The organism is Streptomyces sp. SAS_272 (genome assembly GCF_052543235.1).
In genome coordinates, this window is sequence record NZ_JBMNDR010000053.1 from 1 (window position 1) to 16,310 (window position 16,310).

Sequence of the window (16,310 nt, forward strand, 5' to 3'; positions counted from 1 at the left end):
ACTCGGCGGACGACGGGCCCTCCACGCGCGCGTGGAGGGCCCGTCGTCGTCTCAGACGAAGCGACGCACCCCGGACGGCGTGACCACCGCGTGCACCGGCCGGTCGTGCGCCTCCGCCGGCAGCCGCTCGACGACCTCGTCGTCGTACAGCAGCACCACCAGCGGGGGACGTGCGCCGGCGGCCGCCAGCCGGGCCAGCACGCGGTCGTACGATCCGCCGCCGCGCCCCAGCCGCATGCCGCCCGCGTCGACCGCGAGGCCGGGCAGCAGCACCACGTCGGCGCCGGTCACCGCGTCCGGGCCGAGGCGCTCGCCGGCCGGCTCCAGCAGGGCCGTCCGGCCGCCGTGCCGGACGGGCGCGAGCGAGCCCTCCCCGGCGTAGGCGCCCCAGTCCAGGTCGTTGTCCGGCAGCAGTGCGGGGAGCAGGACGCGCACGCCCCGCGCGTGCAGCGCGTCCAGCAGCGTCAGGGTGCCGGGTTCGCCGCCCACGGAGACGTACGCCGCCACCGTGCGCGCGTGCGCCAACTCGGGCAGCTCTCCCGCGCGCTCGGCCAGCGCGAGGGCCGCCGTGCGCACGTCGTCGGTCGTCAACGCGTTCCGCGCGGCGAGGAAACCCCGCCGCAACGTACGTTTGTCAGGCTCCGGTTCGCCTTCGAGATGGCTCATGTGATGCTCCCGCACCGCTTGCGCACCGCTCACGCGGCACTCCCGCACAGCTTCAATATGTTCATATGATCATGAATTGAGCAGAGTCACAGATTCCTCTCAAAGTCACCGGATAGTGTTGCCGCCATGACTCAGTCGCACCCACGGATCAGCAAGGCTGTCATCCCTGCAGCCGGTCTCGGCACCCGGTTCCTGCCGGCGACCAAGGCCACTCCCAAGGAGATGCTGCCGGTCGTGGACAAGCCCGCTATCCAGTACGTGGTCGAGGAGGCCGTCTCCGCGGGCCTCGACGACGTCCTCATGGTCACCGGCCGCAACAAGCGCCCCCTCGAGGACCACTTCGACCGCAACTACGAACTCGAGTCGGCCCTGCAGAAGAAGGGCGACGCCGCGCGGCTCGCCAAGGTGCAGCAGTCGAGCGACCTCGCGACGATGCACTACGTCCGCCAGGGCGACCCCAGGGGCCTCGGCCACGCCGTCCTGTGCGCGGCCCCGCACGTCGGTCAGGAGCCGTTCGCCGTCCTGCTCGGCGACGACCTGATCGACCCCCGCGACCCGCTGCTCCGGCGGATGATCGAGGTGCGGGAGCAGCACGGCGGCAGCGTCGTCGCCCTCATGGAGGTCGCCCCCGAGCAGATCCACCTCTACGGCTGCGCGGCCGTGGAGACCACGGTGGACGGCGACGTCGTCAAGGTGACGGGCCTCGTGGAGAAGCCGGACCCGGCGGACGCCCCCTCGAACTACGCCATCATCGGCCGCTATGTGCTCGACCCGGGCGTGTTCGGCGTGCTGCGCGAGACCGAGCCCGGCCGCGGCGGCGAGATCCAGCTGACCGACGCCCTCCAGCAGCTCGCGCTGGACGAGAAGGTCGGCGGTCCGGTCCACGGCGTCGTCTTCAAGGGCCGCCGCTATGACACCGGCGACCGCGGCGACTATCTCCGTGCCATTGTCAGACTCGCGTGCGAACGTGAGGATCTGGGTCCGGACTTCCGGTCCTGGCTTCGCCGTTACGTCACCGAGGAGATGCAGCAACTTTGAGCACCGCCGCGCCCCGCCCCGCCGGCCAGGACCGACTCTGGTCGGTCGACGAGCATCTGGACGACATCCTCGCCGCCGTCCGCCCGCTGGAGCCCATCGAGCTGCAACTGCCCGACGCCCAGGGCTGCGTGCTCGTCGAGGACGTCATGGTGCCGGTCTCGCTGCCGCCCTTCGACAACAGCTCCATGGACGGCTACGCGGTACGGGTCGCGGACATCGCGGGAGCCGGCGAGGAGTTCCCCGCGGCGCTGGACGTCGTCGGGGACATCGCGGCGGGACACCAGGCCGACCTGCTGCACGTGGGGCCGGGCCAGGCCGCCCGGATCATGACCGGCGCCCCGCTGCCGGGCGGCGCGGAGACCGTCGTCCCCGTGGAGTGGACCGACGGCGGGCTCGGCGAGGGCCCGGTGGGCGGCATGCGGGCCCGCAGCCTCGCCCCCGAGCAGGCCTCCGGACAGGTGCTTGTGTACCGGCCCGCGCCGGCACGCGCGCACGTCCGCGCGAAGGGCAGCGACGTGCGGGCGGGCGACCGGGCCCTCGAAGCCGGCACCGTCCTCGGCCCGCCCCAGATCGCCCTGCTCGCCGCGATCGGCCGCGGCTCGGTGCGCGTGCACCCGCGCCCCCGCGTGGTCGTGATGTCCACCGGCAGCGAACTCGTCCAGCCCGGCGAGCCGCTCGGCAGCGGCCAGATCTACGACTCCAACAGCTTCGCCCTCACCGCCGCCGCCCGCGACGCCGGGGCCATCGCCTACCGGGTCGGCGCGGTCGCCGACGACGCCGACACCCTGCGCTCCACCATCGAGGACCAGCTCGTCCGCGCCGACCTCCTGGTCACCACCGGCGGGGTCAGCGTAGGCGCGTACGACGTCGTCAAGGAGGCCCTGGAGCACGTCGGCGACGAGGACGAGGAGGGCGGCGGCGTCGACTTCCGCAAGCTCGCCATGCAGCCCGGCAAACCCCAGGGCTTCGGCACCGTCGGCCCCGACCACACCCCCCTGCTGGCCCTGCCCGGCAACCCCGTGTCGTCGTACGTCTCCTTCGAGCTCTTCGTGCGGCCCGCCATCCGCACCCTCATGGGACTCGAGGACGTCCACCGTCCCACCACGCGCGCGAAACTGACCGCCGAGAAGGCGCTGACCTCGCCGAAGGGCCGCAGACAGTTCCTGCGCGCCACGTACGCCGACGGCGCCGTCCGCCCGGTCGGCGGCGCCGGCTCCCACCTGGTCGCCGCCCTCGCGCACGCCGACGCGCTGATCGTCGTCCCCGAGGACACGGAGTCCGTCGAGCCGGGCGCCGACGTCGAGGTGGTCCTCCTCGGCTGAGGCCTCCTGGTTGGGGGTACCGTGTCGCGCACAACAGGCCTCCGCGCCGCACCGCGCCGGGCCCGGACCGGGAGCGCCACACGACCATGAGTACGCAGGACCGACTGACGCACATCGACGACGCGGGCGCCGCCCGCATGGTCGACGTCTCCGGCAAGGACGTCACCTCCCGCACCGCACGGGCCAGTGGGCGCGTCCTCGTCTCGCCCCGCGTGGTGGAGCTGCTGCGCGGCGAAGGGGTCCCCAAGGGTGACGCGCTGGCCACCGCGCGGATCGCGGGCATCATGGGCGCCAAGCGCACTCCCGACCTGATCCCGCTGTGCCACCCTCTCGCCGTCTCCGGTGTGAAACTGGACCTGTCGGTCGCGGACGACGCCGTGGAGATCACCGCCACGGTGAAGACGACGGACCGCACGGGCGTCGAGATGGAGGCCCTCACCGCGGTCTCCGTCGCCGCGCTCACCGTGATCGACATGGTCAAGGCGGTCGACAAGGGAGCGGTCATCACGGACGTGCGCGTGGAGGAGAAGACGGGCGGCAAGTCGGGCGACTGGAGCCGGACATGACACAGGACGCGAACCCCGGCGCGTCGGCCGGCGACGCGGGGTCGGCGCTGCTCGCGCCGTACGGCGCGCTGGTGGTCACAGCCTCCAACCGCGCGGCAGCGGGCGTCTACGAGGACCGGGGCGGCCCACTGGTCGCCGAGGGCCTGCGCGGTTTCGGCTTCGCCGTCGACGGCCCCCAGGTCGTGCCGGACGGCGACCCGGTCGAGGCCGCGCTGAGGGCCGGCGTCGAGGCGGGCTACGACGTGATCGTCACCACCGGCGGCACCGGTGTCTCGCCCACCGACCGCACGCCGGAGGCGACCCGCGCGGTGCTCGACCTGGAGATCCCGGGCATCGCCGACGCCGTCCGGGCGTACGGCCGTGACAAGGTGCCCACCTCGGCGCTCTCCCGCGGCCTGGCCGGCGTGGCGGGCGGCACACTGATCGTCAACCTGCCGGGATCGACCGGTGGGGTGAAGGACGGCCTCGCCGTCCTCGAGCCCCTGCTGATCCACGCCGTCGACCAGATCCGGGGCGGCGACCACCCCGGACCGAGCCGGGGAGGTGCGAGCTGAACAGCCCGTCCTGGCCCGTGGAACTGGTAGAGGGCGACATCGTCCTGCGGCCGATAAAGCTGCGCGACCAGCGGGTCTGGCGCGAGGTCAACCGGCGCAACCGGGACTGGCTGCGCCCCTGGGAGGCGACCATCCCGCCGCCCGCGCCGAGCGGACCGATCGCGCACCGGCCGACCTACCGTCAGATGGTCCGGCACCTGCGCACCGAGGCGCACGCTGGACGGATGCTGCCGTTCGTCATCGAGTACCAGGGGCGACTCGTCGGGCAGTTGACCGTCGCGGGGATCACCTGGGGCTCCATGTGCTCCGGGCACGTCGGTTACTGGGTGGACGAGTCGGTGGCCGGCCGGGGAGTGATGCCGACTGCCGTGGCGCTCGCCGTCGACCACTGTTTCCGCACCGTCGGACTGCACCGCATCGAGGTCTGCATTCGGCCCGAGAACGGGCCGAGCCGCAGGGTGGTGGAGAAACTCGGATTCCGCGAGGAAGGGCTGCGGCCGCGCTATCTCCACATCGACGGGGCCTGGCGGGACCACCTCGTGTTCGCGCTGACGGCGGAGGAGGTCGCGGAGGGTCTGCTGAGCCGGTGGCGGCGCACCCGCTCCACCAGCGTGCCCCGCGACCACCGCAACGCCTGAGGCCGAGCGCCCGACGCCGAGCGCCCGATCCCGAGACTCTGACGCCGAACGGCCGAATCCGAACACCGGGGAATGCCGACGGGAATCGCCGGGGTCCGGGAAATTGAATAAATGTTCGAAAGTGATCGAAGGTTGACCGTCTGGGGCGGGGAATTCGCGCCCTCGGCGGCCTGCTGATCGCATCGGTCACAAAAAAAGTTCGAAATATCAGCCGGATCGTGCGACACACCGACTCAATTGGCGGATGGCCTCACGCAAACCCCTCTACCGTGTGAGGCGTGAGCAGCAGCGGCCTCATCTACGCAGTCATCGTCGGGGCCTGGGCCGCCTACTTGGTGCCTATGTGGCTCCGTAGGCAGGACGAGCTGAACGAGGCCCGTCCTACGGAACGCTTCAGCACCGCCATCCGGCTGCTGTCCGGACGGGCGGGTATGGAGCGCCGGTACGCCAGGGACCTGAAGTCGCGCTCCACCGAGGAGGGGGAGCCCGTCGCCGACGCCTCGGACGCCGTCACCGAGTCGGTGGACGTCCGGTCCTTCGCCATGCCCCCGACCCGTCCGCAGGTGACGTCGCACGTCCATGAACGCGGCCAGGATCGCGGCGCGGATCGCGGCCAGGAGCGAGCGCCAGGCCGCTCGGAACCGGCGCGGGAGCAGTCCCGTGAGCAGGTGCGCGAACCGGTGCGCGAACCGGTGCGCGAACCGGTGCGCGAGCAGGCGGGCAGGTCCGCCCGGGAACAGCGCGACCACAACGCCCGGCAGACGCACGACCACGCGTCCGCAGGCCATGCTTCCGCGGGTCATGCGTCCGCCGCCTCCGGCACGGCTTCCGCCGCCGCCCGTGAAGGGGGCTCGGCCCACGGCTCCGCTGCCGCGGGCAGGCGGGTGCCGGACGCCCGGCGCGGGGCCGCCGCGCAGGCGGCCGCAGCCCGCGCCCAGCGCTCGAAGTCGCTCGCCCGCCGCCGGCGCACCACCGTGATGCTCTTCTTCGCCTTCACGATCGGCGCGATCGTCGCGGCGGTCGGCGGTCTCGCCTTCCTCTGGGCGCCCGCCGTGCCCGCCGTCCTGCTCAGCGCGTACATCGGACACCTGCGCGCCCAGGAGCGCCGCCGCTTCGCGTTCCAGATGGACCGCAGGCGCGCCGAGGTCGCCGCGCAGCGGCTGCGGGAGCGTCAGCCGCGCAGGCGCGCGCCCGCTCCGGTGAACGCGTCGTCCGCCGACCCCGGCCCCGACGCCGGCGCAGAGGAACCCCACGCGGGTCCCGAACCGCAGACCGACCCGGGACTGCTGGCGCTCGCCGCGGACCGCAGGGCGCTCGTCGAACAGACCGACCACGCGGAGTGGATCGACCAGCAGCGCGAGCGGCAGCGCCGCCCCGGCCACGGCGACAGCTGGGACCCGGTCCCGGTGCCGCTGCCGACGTACGTGACCGCCCCGGTCGCGCCCCGGGCGACCTCCGACGTCGATCTCGGAGCGGCGGACGCCTGGAGCTCGGCGCGCTCCAGTTCGGTCGCCCCCGAGCACGACACGGGGGACGCCGGGGACGCGACGGGCAGCGGATCGGACGACCCCGACCGTGCCCGGGACGACGCGGCCGGGGAGGACAGGGGCGCGGAGGAGGACGGCGAACGCAGCGACGCCCGGCGCGCGGCCTCGGCCCGGCGCTCCCGCGAGCGCGGACGCACCCCGCTGTTCGACCAGTACGAGGACGGCGAGCGGCCGCGGGCCGCCAACGAATGATCTCCGGCTCCCCGCCCCCGGCCTCGGGGAACGGATTTCCAAGCACGCCGACGGGGATGCTAGAGTTTCACTCGTTGCAAGGGCCTGTGGCGCAGTCCGGTAGCGCACCTCGTTCGCATCGAGGGGGTCTGGGGTTCAAATCCCCACAGGTCCACTGCAGCTCAAAGCCCCGGTCGGGATTCCCGACCGGGGCTTTGGCCATGTCGTACGGCGGTGAAGTGCGGCAACCGGCCGCCCGGGGCGGGGCCTGAGGCCGCGTGTGCGGCCCCAGGCGCGGAGGAAGTCCGGGGCGGCGAGCGCCCTCAGCGGGCGAGCGGCCTCACGGGGCGAGCGGCTTGGCGAAGCAGCGGCTCGCGTCGTACGCGCGGTAGTAGCCGAACTTCGTGCACGGCTCGTACCCGCTGGAGGTGTACAGGGCGATCGCCTCCGGCTGTTCGGTGCCGGTCTCCAGCACCATCCGGACACGGCCCGCGTCCCGCGCGCTCTCCTCCAGCGCGGTGAGCATCCGCCGCGCCAGGCCGCGTCCGCGCATGTCCCGGACCACGAACATCCGCTTCAGTTCGGCGTCGCCGTCCTGGTTGCCCTCGCCGTTCTCGTCCTGGCTGCGCCAGCCGCCGGTGGCGACCGGGCGGTCGGCCTCGTCGTAGGCGATCAGATAGACGCCGCGCGGCGGCTGGAAGTCGGCGGGCGCGAGGACGGTGGCGTCGCCGCCGTCGCCGTAGCGCTCGTGGTACTCGGCCTGGACCTCGTCGTTGAGCTTGACCGCGTCGGGATGGTCGAAGGGGACCGGACGTATTCTCACGCCGAACACAGTACGTGTAGGCACAACGGAACCTTCGACGTCCCCGTGTCCGTGGCCCCATGCCCCGCGGCCCCGTAGGGCCGGGATCGGGACCAGGTCCGGCGCGGCGCTCTGCGGCCGGTATCGTGCCCGGGTGCTGACCGTGACCTCTGTGAACGTGAATGGGCTCCGCGCCGCCGCGAAGAAGGGCTTCGTCGAGTGGCTCGCGGACACCTCCGCCGACGTGTTGTGCCTGCAGGAGGTGCGAGCCGAGCCGGAGCAACTGCCGGAGGCGGTCCGGGCTCCCGAGGGCTGGCACGTCACCCATGCCCCGGCCGCAGCCAAGGGCCGCGCCGGCGTGTCCCTCTACACCCGCCGTGAGCCGGACGCCGTCCGCGTCGGCTTCGGCTCGTCCGAGTTCGACGGGTCCGGCCGCTATCTGGAGGCCGACCTGCCCGGTGTGACGGTCGCCTCCCTCTATCTGCCCTCCGGCGAGGTGGGCACCGAGCGGCAGGACGAGAAGCTCCGCTTCATGGGCGAGTTCCTCGCGTACCTCAAGGAGTTGCGCGCTCGGGCCGCCGCCGACGGCCGCGAGGTCCTCGTCTGCGGCGACTGGAACATCGCCCACCAGCAGGCGGACCTGAAGAACTGGCGCGCCAACGCCAAGAGCTCCGGCTTCCTGCCCGAGGAGCGCGCCTGGCTCACCCGCGTCCTCACCCCGACGGACGGCGGCTACGTCGACGTCGTCCGCGAACTCCACCCGGAGGCGACGGGCCCGTACACGTGGTGGTCGTACCGTGGGCGTGCCTTCGACAACGACTCCGGTTGGCGGATCGACCTCGCCGTCGCGACGCCCGGTCTTGCGGCGCGGGCCGTCAAGACGGTCGTGGAACGCGCGGCAAGCCATGAGGAACGGTGGTCGGACCATGCCCCGGTGACCGTGGTCTTCGCGTTGTGACGAGGACGGGCGTCGGGCGCCGCGGACCGCGACGCCATCGGGCCGTCCACTTGTGGGCCGTGGGGCGTGAGATGCCCGCTCGTGATCAATGCACCTAGGGCCGAGCGCCGTCGTTCTTGGCTTCCGGCGGCTCCTTGCGCAGCCGTCGGTCCATGGCGAGGGAGACCTCCGCCTCGACGACGCTGCGGGCCAGCGGGCGCAGGCGGGGGAGTTCCTCTTCGGTGGCGTGGCGGAGGATCAGTTCGGTGAAGAGTTCGGCGAGCGCGTCGGCGTGGGCGCGGACGCGGACGCCCGCCGCCAGTACCTCCGCGAGCGGGATGCCCTCGCGGACCAGGGCGGTGGAGACGTCCAGCAGACGGCGGCTGATGTGGACGATCTCGTCGCCGTCGGTGCCCAGGTAGCCGAGTTGGAGGGCGGCGGCGAGGTTCTCGGGGGTGGCCTGGCCCTCGAAGCGGGCGGCGAGCTCCTCGGGGGTGAGGCGGACCGGCTCCTCCTCGGTGGGGCCGCCGACGCCGATGAGCTCGGCGACGTCGCGGCCCTGGTCGAGGGCGTCCGCCAGCTCCGCGATGCCGGTGAGGGTGTGGCCGCGTTCCAGCAAGGCGGCGATGGTGCGCAGACGGGCCAGGTGGTGGTCGTCGTACCAGGCGATGCGGCCCTCGCGGCGGGGCGGCGCGAGCAGTTTGCGTTCGCGGTAGAAGCGCAGGGTGCGCACCGTGATGCCGGCCTTCGCGGCCAGCTCCTCCGTTCGGTACTCCCTCTTCTCCGTCACGGCCGAAGCCTATGTTGTACCGCGGGTAACTTTCCTTCCCAGGGCCTACCCATCGGTACGGAGCTGCTCTACGCTCCCATTGCGCCAGTATTCACTGGCAGAGTCGCGAGAGTCGCACGGCAGGAGGTGTCGGGATGACCCCACACGTACGGGTGGCGGTGATCGGGTCCGGCTTCGGCGGGCTGGGGGCCGCCGTGCGGCTGCGCCGGGAGGGGATCACCGACTTCGTGATCCTGGAACGCGCGAGCAGCGTCGGCGGGACCTGGCGGGACAACAGCTACCCGGGATGCGCCTGCGACGTGCCCTCCCACCTGTACTCCTTCTCCTTCGCCCCGAACCCCGACTGGCCGCGCACCTTCTCCGGGCAGGAGCACATCCGCGCCTATCTGGAGCACGTCACGGACGTGTTCGGGCTGCGGCCGCACCTGCGGCTCGACTCCGAGGTGCTGCGGATGACCTGGGACGCGCAGGAGCTGCGCTGGGACGTCGAGACGAGCGCGGGGCGCTACTTCGCCGACGTCGTCGTGTCGGCCACCGGGCCGCTGTCCGACCCGAAGGTCCCCGAGATCCCCGGCCTCGACTCCTTCCCCGGCGAGGTCTTCCACTCGGCCCGCTGGGACCACGACGCCGACCTCACCGGGAAGCGCGTCGCCGTGATCGGCACCGGCGCCTCCGCCATCCAGATCGTGCCCGCGCTGCAGCCCGACGTCTCCCGGCTGACGCTGTTCCAGCGCACCCCGCCGTGGGTGATGCCCCGCGTCGACCGGGCGATCAGCAGCGCGGAGCGCGCCCTGCACCGGGCCCTGCCCGTCACCGCCAAGGCGCGCCGCGGGCTGCTGTGGGGCATCCGGGAGCTGCAGGTCGGGGCGTTCACCAAGCGGCCGAACCAACTCGGTCTCGTCGAGAAGCTCGCCCGGCAGAACATGGCCCGAGTCATCAAGGACCCCGCCCTGCGGGCCAGGCTCACCCCGGACTACCGCATCGGCTGCAAGCGGATCCTGCTCTCCAGCGCCTACTATCCGGCCCTCGCGCAGCCCAACGTGGACGTCGTCGCGAGCGGGCTGAGCGAGGTGCGGGGGTCCACGCTGGTCGCCGCCGACGGCAGCGAGGCCGAGGCGGACGTGATCGTCTTCGGCACCGGCTTCCACGTGACCGACATGCCGATCGCCGACCGGGTGGTGGGCGCCGACGGGCGGACGCTGGCGGAGAGCTGGAAGGACGGCATGGAGGCCCTGCGCGGCGCCTCCGCCGCGGGCTTCCCCAACTGGATGACCATCATCGGCCCCAACACGGGCCTCGGGAACTCCTCCATGATCCTCATGATCGAGTCCCAGCTGAACTACCTGGCCGACTATCTGCGCCGGATGGACGTCCTCGGGGGCCGGGTGGCCCTGGACGCCCGCCCGAGCGCCGTGCACGCCTGGAACCGCCGGGTGCAGGACCGGATGCGGCGCACGGTGTGGAACACCGGCGGCTGCACCAGCTGGTACCTGGACGCGAACGGCCGCAACACCACCGTCTGGCCGGGCACGACCTCCGAGTTCCGGCGGGCGACGCGAGAGGTGGACCTCGCCGAGTACGAGGTCCTGCGCGCGCCCGTGGCCCCGGCCGGCCCCCGCACCGCGGACAGCGGGGTGACGGCGTGAGCGCCCGCCGCGACCTGACCGCCGTCTCCGCCGACGGCACGTCCCTGCACGTCGAGGTGTACGGGCCGCAGGGCGCGCCCGCCGTCGTCCTCGCGCACGGCTGGACCTGCTCGACCGCGTTCTGGGCGGACCAGATCCGGGACCTCGCCGCCGACCACCGCGTCATCGCCTACGACCAGCGCGGCCACGGCCGCACCCCGGCGAGTGGGGCGTGCAGCACGGACACGCTGGCCGACGACCTGGAGGCGGTGCTCACCGCGACGCTCGCGCGCGGCGAGAAAGCCGTGATCGCCGGGCACTCCATGGGCGGCATGACGATCCTCGCGTCGGCCACCGGGGACGCCTTCCGGGAGCATGCGGCGGCGGTCCTGCTGTGCAGCACCGGCGCCTCGGGGCTGGTCGCCGAGTCCACGGTGCTGCCCCTGCGGGCCGGCCGGCTGCGGACCTGGCTGACCGGGCACGTCCTCGGCTCGAGGGCGCCCCTCGGGCCGGTCACGCCCGTCGCGAAGCGGATCCTCAAGTACGCCACGATGGGGGCCGGTTCGGCCCCGCACATGGTGGACGCCTGCGCCGGCATCGTGCACGCCTGCCCGCGCAAGGTGCGCCACGCCTGGTCCCGCGTGCTGAGTCTGCTCGACCTCGACCACCGCGTACGGGAGTTGAGCGTGCCGACGGCGTTGATCGTCGGCACCGGCGACCGGCTGACGCCGCCGGTGCACGCCCACCGGATCGCCGCGGCGCTGCCGCACTGCCTGGGCGTCACCGAACTGCCCGGCCTCGGCCACATGACACCGGTCGAGGCGCCCGGTCTCGTCACCGGACGGATCCGGGAACTCGTCAGCACCTACTCGCAGTTGAAGGAGGGCGCATGAGCAGGGTGAGCCTCGAGGGACAGGTCGCCGTCGTCACGGGGGCCGCGCGCGGCGTGGGCGAGCTGCTGGCCCGCAAGCTCTCCGCGCGAGGCGCGAAGATCGCGCTGGTCGGTCTGGAGCCGGACGCGCTCAAGCAGGTCTCCGAGCGGCTGCACGGCGACAGCGACCACTGGCACGCCGATGTCACCGACCACGAGGCGATGACCCGGGTCGCGGCGGAGGTGAAGGAGCGCTTCGGCAAGGTGGACCTCGTGGTCGCCAACGCGGGCGTGGCCAACGGCGGTCCGTTCGCCGACTCCGATCCGCAGTCGTGGCGGCGGGTCGTCGAGGTGAACCTGATCGGTTCGGCGGTCACCGCGCGCGCCTTCCTGCCGTTGCTGAAGGAGAGCCGCGGCTATCTCCTGCAGATCGCCTCGCTGGCCGCGATCACCCCGGCGCCGATGATGAGCGCGTACTGCGCGTCCAAGGCGGGCGTGGAGGCGTACGCGCACTGTCTGCGCGCCGAAGTCGGCCACCAGGGCGTGCGGGTGGGCGTCGGTTACCTGTCGTGGACCGACACCGACATGGTGCGCGGGGCCGATCAGGACGAGGTGATGCGGGAGTTGCGCCAGCGGCTGCCCTGGCCGGCGAACAAGACGTACCCGCTCGGCCCGGCCGTCGACCGGATCGTGGCCGGCATCGAGCGGCGTTCGGCGCACGTGTACGGGCAGGGATGGCTGCGCGGCATGCAGGGCGTGCGCGGATATCTGCCGGGTCTCATCGGGACCGTCGGACAGCGCGAGATGCGGCGGTTCGCGCCCCGGCTGCAGGGGATGCGGACGGGGCTGGTGGGCGCGGGCGGGTCCGCCGACGAGGAGACGAGGGCTACGCAGCGTAGTTGATCGACATGCGCACCGTGACCGCCCGTGTGAATCTGGTCGAGGCCCCACCAAGGGGCCTCGAACCCCCTCATCTCCTACAGGAGTGAACCCACATGGGTATGAAGGACAAGTTCCAGGACCAGACCGAGCACATGGCGCAGCAGGCCAAGCAGAAGGCCCAGCAGGCCAAGGAGCAGGTCCAGCAGCGCGGCAAGCAGCGCCCGGGCGAGCGCCCCGGCGAGCGGCCCGCGGACCGCTCGGGCGACCGCCCCGGTGAGCGCCCGGGCGAGCGCTCCGGTCAGCGTCCCGGTGAGCGTCCCGGTCAGGACACCGAGCGGATGCGGCGCGAGGACGACGACCGTCTCGCGCACGACTACGACATGTAGTCGTTGCTTATGAGTCGAGTCGGCCCAGGCCGGCTGCTCGGGGCGCCCTTCTGCGGAGGGGCGCCCCGAGCGCGTTGCTTCTCGGCGATGCGTCCGGGCGGCGCGTCTGGGCCTTGCGTCCCGGCCTCCCGTCCTCAGCTCTGCGCGCCGTGGCGCGGCGGCAGTCGCGGACGGGACCGGTCGGGGACGTCGGTGAGGTCCGGCGGGGTCGCCGGGGGTGTCAGGGCGAGGAGGTCGAGAGCCAGCCGCACGGCGTCGTCGAGCTGGGCGTACCGGCCCTCGGCCCAGTCGAGCGGGGTGCGCAGGGCCTCCAGGTCGGGGGTGACGCCCCGGTTCTCCACCGACCAGCCGTACGCGTCGAACCAGGCCGCGTTCATCGGGACGGTGATGACGGTGCCGTCGCCGAGCTGATGGCGGCCGGTCATGCCGACCACGCCGCCCCATGTGCGCTGGCCTACCACCGGGCCCAGCTTCAGCAGTTTGAACGCGGCCGCGATCATGTCGCCGTCCGAGGAGGTCGCCTCGTCGGCGAGCGCCACCACCGGACCTCGCGGCGCGTTCGAGGCGTACGACACCGGCTGGGCGTTGCGGGTGAGGTCCCAGCCGAGGATGGTGCGCGTCAGCTTCTCCACGACCAGCTCGCTGATGTGGCCGCCCGCGTTGCCCCGCACGTCCACGATCAGCGCGGGCCTGGACACCTCCATGCGCAGGTCTCGGTTGAACTGCGCCCAGCCCGAGCCGCCCATGTCGGGGATGTGCAGGTAGCCGCAGCGGCCGCCGCTCAACTCGCGTACGACGGCTCGGCGTTTGGCGACCCAGTCCTGGTAGCGCAGGGGGCGTTCGTCGACGAGCGGGACGACGGCCACCCGGCGCGCCCGGCCCGCCTCGCCTTCGGCCGGGGCGAAGGTCAGCTCGACCGTGGTGCCGCCGGCCCCGGCCAGCAGCGGGTACGGGCCGGTCACCGGGTCGACCGGCCGGCCGTCGACGTGGGTGAGCAGCGCGCCCTCGCGGATGCCGGTGCCGGCCAGCGGTGAGCGGGCCTTGGAGTCGGAGGAGTCGCCGGGCAGGATCCGGCGGACGGCCCAGCCGGCGTCCCGGCGGACGAGGTTGGCGCCCAGCAGGCCCTGGAGGCGCTGGTAGTGCGGCGGTCCCTCGTTGCGGCGGGCGGCGGTGACATAGGCGTGGGAGGTCCCGAGTTCGCCCAGCACCTCGCGCAGCAGATCCGCGAACTCGTCCGGGGACGCGACGCGTTCGACGAGCGGGCGGTACTGGTCGAGCACCGCGTCCCAGTCGATGCCGCACATCCCGGGGTCCCAGAAGTAGGCGCGGATCAGCCGGCCGGCCTCCTCGTACGCCTGTCGCCATTCGGCGCCGGGGTCCACCTCGTGCAGGATGCGCCGCAGGTCGATCCAGACCGTGGAGTCCGGGTCCCCGGTCTCGGCCGACGGCACCGCCCGCAGGTCGCCCTCGTCGACGACGACCAGCCGGGTGCCGTCACCGCTGAGCGCGAACCAGTCGAGGTGGTCGACGAGTTCGGACTTGCGGGCCTTGCCGATGCTGAAGTGCTCCAGCGTCGGACGGCCGCTGGTGTCGTCCGGGTTCGCGAACGTCTCGCCCAGCGCGCCGGAGATCGGCCAGCGCAGCCACACCAGTCCGCCGCCCGCGACCGGGTACAGGGCGGAGTACTTGGACGCCGGCACGGGGAAGGGGGTGACCCGGCTCTCCAGCCCCTCGGCCTCGACGGTCACGGTGCCGTCGCCGGCCTCACCGCCCTCGCCGTCCTGCAGCGGGTCCAGCCCGCCGGCGGCCGGACGGCCCTCCGGGGTCAGCGCGAAGGGCGAAGGGGTGGCCGAGGACAGCGGCACCAGGTAGGGGCGGCAGCCCAGCGGGAAGGACAGGTCGCCGGTGTGCACGTCGTACACCGGGTCGAAGCCGCGCCAGGACAGGAACGCGAGGTAGCGGCCGTCCCGGGTGAAGACCGGGTTCTCGTCCTCGAACCGTCCGTCGGTGACGTCGACGATCAGCCGTTCGCCCTTCGCCACGCCCGGGACGCGGGCCATCTTGATCTGCCGCAGGGAACGGCCGATGCCGGGGTGCGACCAGGTCAGCCAGCTGCCGTCCGGCGAGAACGCCAGGTCGCGGACGGGACCGTTGACCGAGGCGATCAGCTCGGTGACCCCGTCCTCACCGGGCTCCGCGGGGGAGCCGTCCTCGGGGTCCTCGCTCACGTCCACGAGCAGCAGCCGGCCGTCGTGCGAGGCGATCGCGAGCCGTTCGCCCTCCGGGTCGGACACCATCTCGAGGACCCGCCCGAGCCTCCCGGCGGCCAGCCGGCGCGGCGCGCGGTCGCCGCTGGCGCGCGGCAGGTAGGCGATCTCGACGGCGTCCTCGCCGTCCGCGTCGGTGACGTAGGCGACCTGGCCGCCCGAGCCGAGCATCTCCGGCAGCCGCACCCGAACCCCGGGCGTGTCGCAGATGGTCCGGGCGGGCCCGTCCCGGTGGGTGAGCCAGTAGAGGCTGCCGCGGACGACGACGGCGCTCGCCCGTCCGGTCTCGTCGACGGAGATGCCGTCCACGTGCTGGGCGGCCGGGATCTGGTACGGCCGCCGTCCGGCCCGCGGCCCGCCGAGGCGCACGTCGAGGCGGCGCGGCGCGGAGCCGGCGGCGAGGTCGTCGACGATCCACAGCTCGCCCGCGCACTGGTAGACGACGCGGGCGCCGTCGCCGGCGGCGTGCCGGGCGTAGAAGGCGTCGTGGTCGGTGTGCCGGCGCAGGTCGGAGCCGTCGTGGGCGCAGGAGTACAGGTTTCCGACGCCCTCGTGGTCGGAGAGGAAGGCGATGCGGTCGCCGACGAAGAGCGGGCAGGCGAGGTGCCCGTCGAGGCCTTCCAGCAGGCGCCGCCCGTGCAGCCACAGACGTCCGGTGGCGCCGCCGCGGTAGCGCTTCCAGGCGGCCGGCTCGTGCGGGGGAGTGCCGGTGAGCAGCAGGGTGCGGCGCTCGCCGTCGAGGTCGGCGACCTGGAGGTCGGAGACGGGGCCCCAGGGGAGCTTGCGGCCGGGCGAGCCGTCGGTGGGGACCTTGTAGGACCAGGTGAAGTAGGAGAACGGCTCGCCGTGGGAGGCGACGGCGAGGACGTCGGCGTTCCCGTCCGCGTCGGGGGGCGTCCAGCCGCGGACCTGGGTGTCGGAACTGCCCCAGTACGTGAGGCGCCGACCCGGACCGCCGTCCACCGGGACCACGTGGATCTCCGGCACGAGACTGCGCCAGGTCGTGTACGCGATGTGGCGGCCGTCGGGGGAGAAGCGGGGGTGCCCGGCCTTGGTGCGGTCGACGGTGAGCCGCCAGGCCCGCCCCGGGTCGTCGAGAGGGGTCAGCCAGAGGTCGTCCTCGGCCACGAAGCACAACAGGTCACCGCTGAGATGGGGCAGACGCAGATAGCTCACCTCCCCATGCTTTTCCGGGGGATGGACCGGAGCAACTTATGACATAGGCGCGTCGCGGACGATCACGTGGAC

The 16,310-nt window shown here is 73.0% G+C and carries 15 protein-coding genes and 1 tRNA gene; 12 read left to right on the top strand and 4 right to left on the bottom strand.

Annotated features, from left to right (window positions below):
• Window positions 1–51 precede the first annotated feature (51 nt).
• The gene (locus tag ACN6LD_RS26710) at window positions 52–666 is read right to left on the bottom strand and encodes a 5-formyltetrahydrofolate cyclo-ligase (RefSeq protein ID WP_445044501.1); all 615 of its coding nucleotides are present in this window, start codon (window positions 664–666) and stop codon (window positions 52–54) included.
• A gap of 126 nt (window positions 667–792) precedes the next feature.
• Here ACN6LD_RS26710 and galU point away from each other — a divergent pair, with 126 nt between their 5' ends.
• The 7 genes from galU (at window position 793) to ACN6LD_RS26745 (ending at window position 6,677) form a co-directional block, all read left to right on the top strand.
• Window positions 793–1,704 (top strand): UTP--glucose-1-phosphate uridylyltransferase GalU, encoded by a 912-nt coding sequence (gene galU, locus ACN6LD_RS26715; protein WP_057578796.1) that lies wholly within the window; start codon window positions 793–795, stop codon window positions 1,702–1,704.
• Window positions 1,701–3,026, top strand: coding sequence for a molybdotransferase-like divisome protein Glp (gene glp / locus ACN6LD_RS26720; RefSeq protein WP_319192046.1), 1,326 nt, complete (start codon window positions 1,701–1,703; stop codon window positions 3,024–3,026). Before galU ends, glp begins: the two co-directional genes overlap by 4 nt.
• 86 nt (window positions 3,027–3,112) lie before the next feature.
• On the top strand, window positions 3,113–3,592 hold the full coding sequence (gene moaC, locus ACN6LD_RS26725) for a cyclic pyranopterin monophosphate synthase MoaC (protein WP_266721171.1): 480 nt from the start codon (window positions 3,113–3,115) through the stop codon (window positions 3,590–3,592).
• A complete protein-coding gene (locus ACN6LD_RS26730; RefSeq protein ID WP_319192047.1) occupies window positions 3,589–4,146 on the top strand; it encodes a MogA/MoaB family molybdenum cofactor biosynthesis protein in 558 nt (185 codons plus the stop codon). Before moaC ends, ACN6LD_RS26730 begins: the two co-directional genes overlap by 4 nt.
• 17 nt (window positions 4,147–4,163) lie before the next feature.
• The gene (locus tag ACN6LD_RS26735; protein WP_445044502.1) at window positions 4,164–4,784 is read left to right on the top strand and encodes a GNAT family N-acetyltransferase; all 621 of its coding nucleotides are present in this window, start codon (window positions 4,164–4,166) and stop codon (window positions 4,782–4,784) included.
• A 278-nt stretch (window positions 4,785–5,062) separates the two neighbouring features.
• Window positions 5,063–6,523 carry a divisome protein SepX/GlpR gene (gene sepX / locus ACN6LD_RS26740; RefSeq protein WP_445044503.1) on the top strand — a complete coding sequence of 487 codons (1,461 nt, stop codon included), beginning with the start codon at window positions 5,063–5,065 and terminating at the stop codon, window positions 6,521–6,523.
• Window positions 6,524–6,603: 80 nt separating this feature from the next.
• A tRNA-Ala gene (locus ACN6LD_RS26745) sits at window positions 6,604–6,677 on the top strand.
• A 165-nt stretch (window positions 6,678–6,842) separates the two neighbouring features.
• Here the strand turns inward: ACN6LD_RS26745 and ACN6LD_RS26750 are convergent.
• Window positions 6,843–7,325: a GNAT family N-acetyltransferase gene (locus ACN6LD_RS26750; RefSeq protein ID WP_266721177.1), complete on the bottom strand. Its 483-nt coding sequence runs from the start codon at window positions 7,323–7,325 to the stop codon at window positions 6,843–6,845.
• A 133-nt stretch (window positions 7,326–7,458) separates the two neighbouring features.
• Between ACN6LD_RS26750 and ACN6LD_RS26755 the strand changes: the two genes are divergently transcribed.
• Window positions 7,459–8,262 (top strand): exodeoxyribonuclease III, encoded by an 804-nt coding sequence (locus ACN6LD_RS26755; RefSeq protein ID WP_319192051.1) that lies wholly within the window; start codon window positions 7,459–7,461, stop codon window positions 8,260–8,262.
• Between the two features lie 94 nt (window positions 8,263–8,356).
• On the opposite strand, the gene ACN6LD_RS26760 is transcribed toward ACN6LD_RS26755, so the two are convergent.
• The gene (locus tag ACN6LD_RS26760; protein ID WP_445044504.1) at window positions 8,357–9,031 is read right to left on the bottom strand and encodes a MerR family transcriptional regulator; all 675 of its coding nucleotides are present in this window, start codon (window positions 9,029–9,031) and stop codon (window positions 8,357–8,359) included.
• 134 nt (window positions 9,032–9,165) lie between these two features.
• Between ACN6LD_RS26760 and ACN6LD_RS26765 the strand changes: the two genes are divergently transcribed.
• From ACN6LD_RS26765 to ACN6LD_RS26780, 4 genes are all read left to right on the top strand, one after another.
• Entirely contained in the window at window positions 9,166–10,677 is a 1,512-nt protein-coding gene (locus ACN6LD_RS26765; protein WP_445044505.1) for a flavin-containing monooxygenase, read from the top strand.
• The gene (locus ACN6LD_RS26770) at window positions 10,674–11,549 is read left to right on the top strand and encodes an alpha/beta fold hydrolase (protein WP_445044506.1); all 876 of its coding nucleotides are present in this window, start codon (window positions 10,674–10,676) and stop codon (window positions 11,547–11,549) included. The genes ACN6LD_RS26765 and ACN6LD_RS26770 overlap by 4 nt, the downstream gene beginning before the upstream one ends.
• Window positions 11,546–12,430, top strand: coding sequence for an SDR family oxidoreductase (locus ACN6LD_RS26775; RefSeq protein WP_445044507.1), 885 nt, complete (start codon window positions 11,546–11,548; stop codon window positions 12,428–12,430). Before ACN6LD_RS26770 ends, ACN6LD_RS26775 begins: the two co-directional genes overlap by 4 nt.
• A gap of 92 nt (window positions 12,431–12,522) precedes the next feature.
• Entirely contained in the window at window positions 12,523–12,795 is a 273-nt protein-coding gene (locus tag ACN6LD_RS26780; protein WP_319192059.1) for a hypothetical protein, read from the top strand.
• 134 nt (window positions 12,796–12,929) lie between these two features.
• Here ACN6LD_RS26780 and ACN6LD_RS26785 read toward each other — a convergent pair whose 3' ends face one another.
• The gene (locus ACN6LD_RS26785) at window positions 12,930–16,238 is read right to left on the bottom strand and encodes a S41 family peptidase (protein ID WP_319192061.1); all 3,309 of its coding nucleotides are present in this window, start codon (window positions 16,236–16,238) and stop codon (window positions 12,930–12,932) included.
• Window positions 16,239–16,310 lie beyond the last annotated feature (72 nt).

Coding starts and splice junctions, on each gene's coding strand:
- ACN6LD_RS26710 (WP_445044501.1), bottom strand. CDS start 666: ATGAGCCATCTCGAAGGCGAACCGGAGCCTGACAAACGTACGTTGCGG.
- galU (WP_057578796.1), top strand. CDS start 793: ATGACTCAGTCGCACCCACGGATCAGCAAGGCTGTCATCCCTGCAGCC.
- moaC (WP_266721171.1), top strand. CDS start 3,113: ATGAGTACGCAGGACCGACTGACGCACATCGACGACGCGGGCGCCGCC.
- ACN6LD_RS26730 (WP_319192047.1), top strand. CDS start 3,589: ATGACACAGGACGCGAACCCCGGCGCGTCGGCCGGCGACGCGGGGTCG.
- ACN6LD_RS26765 (WP_445044505.1), top strand. CDS start 9,166: ATGACCCCACACGTACGGGTGGCGGTGATCGGGTCCGGCTTCGGCGGG.
- ACN6LD_RS26775 (WP_445044507.1), top strand. CDS start 11,546: ATGAGCAGGGTGAGCCTCGAGGGACAGGTCGCCGTCGTCACGGGGGCC.
- ACN6LD_RS26780 (WP_319192059.1), top strand. CDS start 12,523: ATGGGTATGAAGGACAAGTTCCAGGACCAGACCGAGCACATGGCGCAG.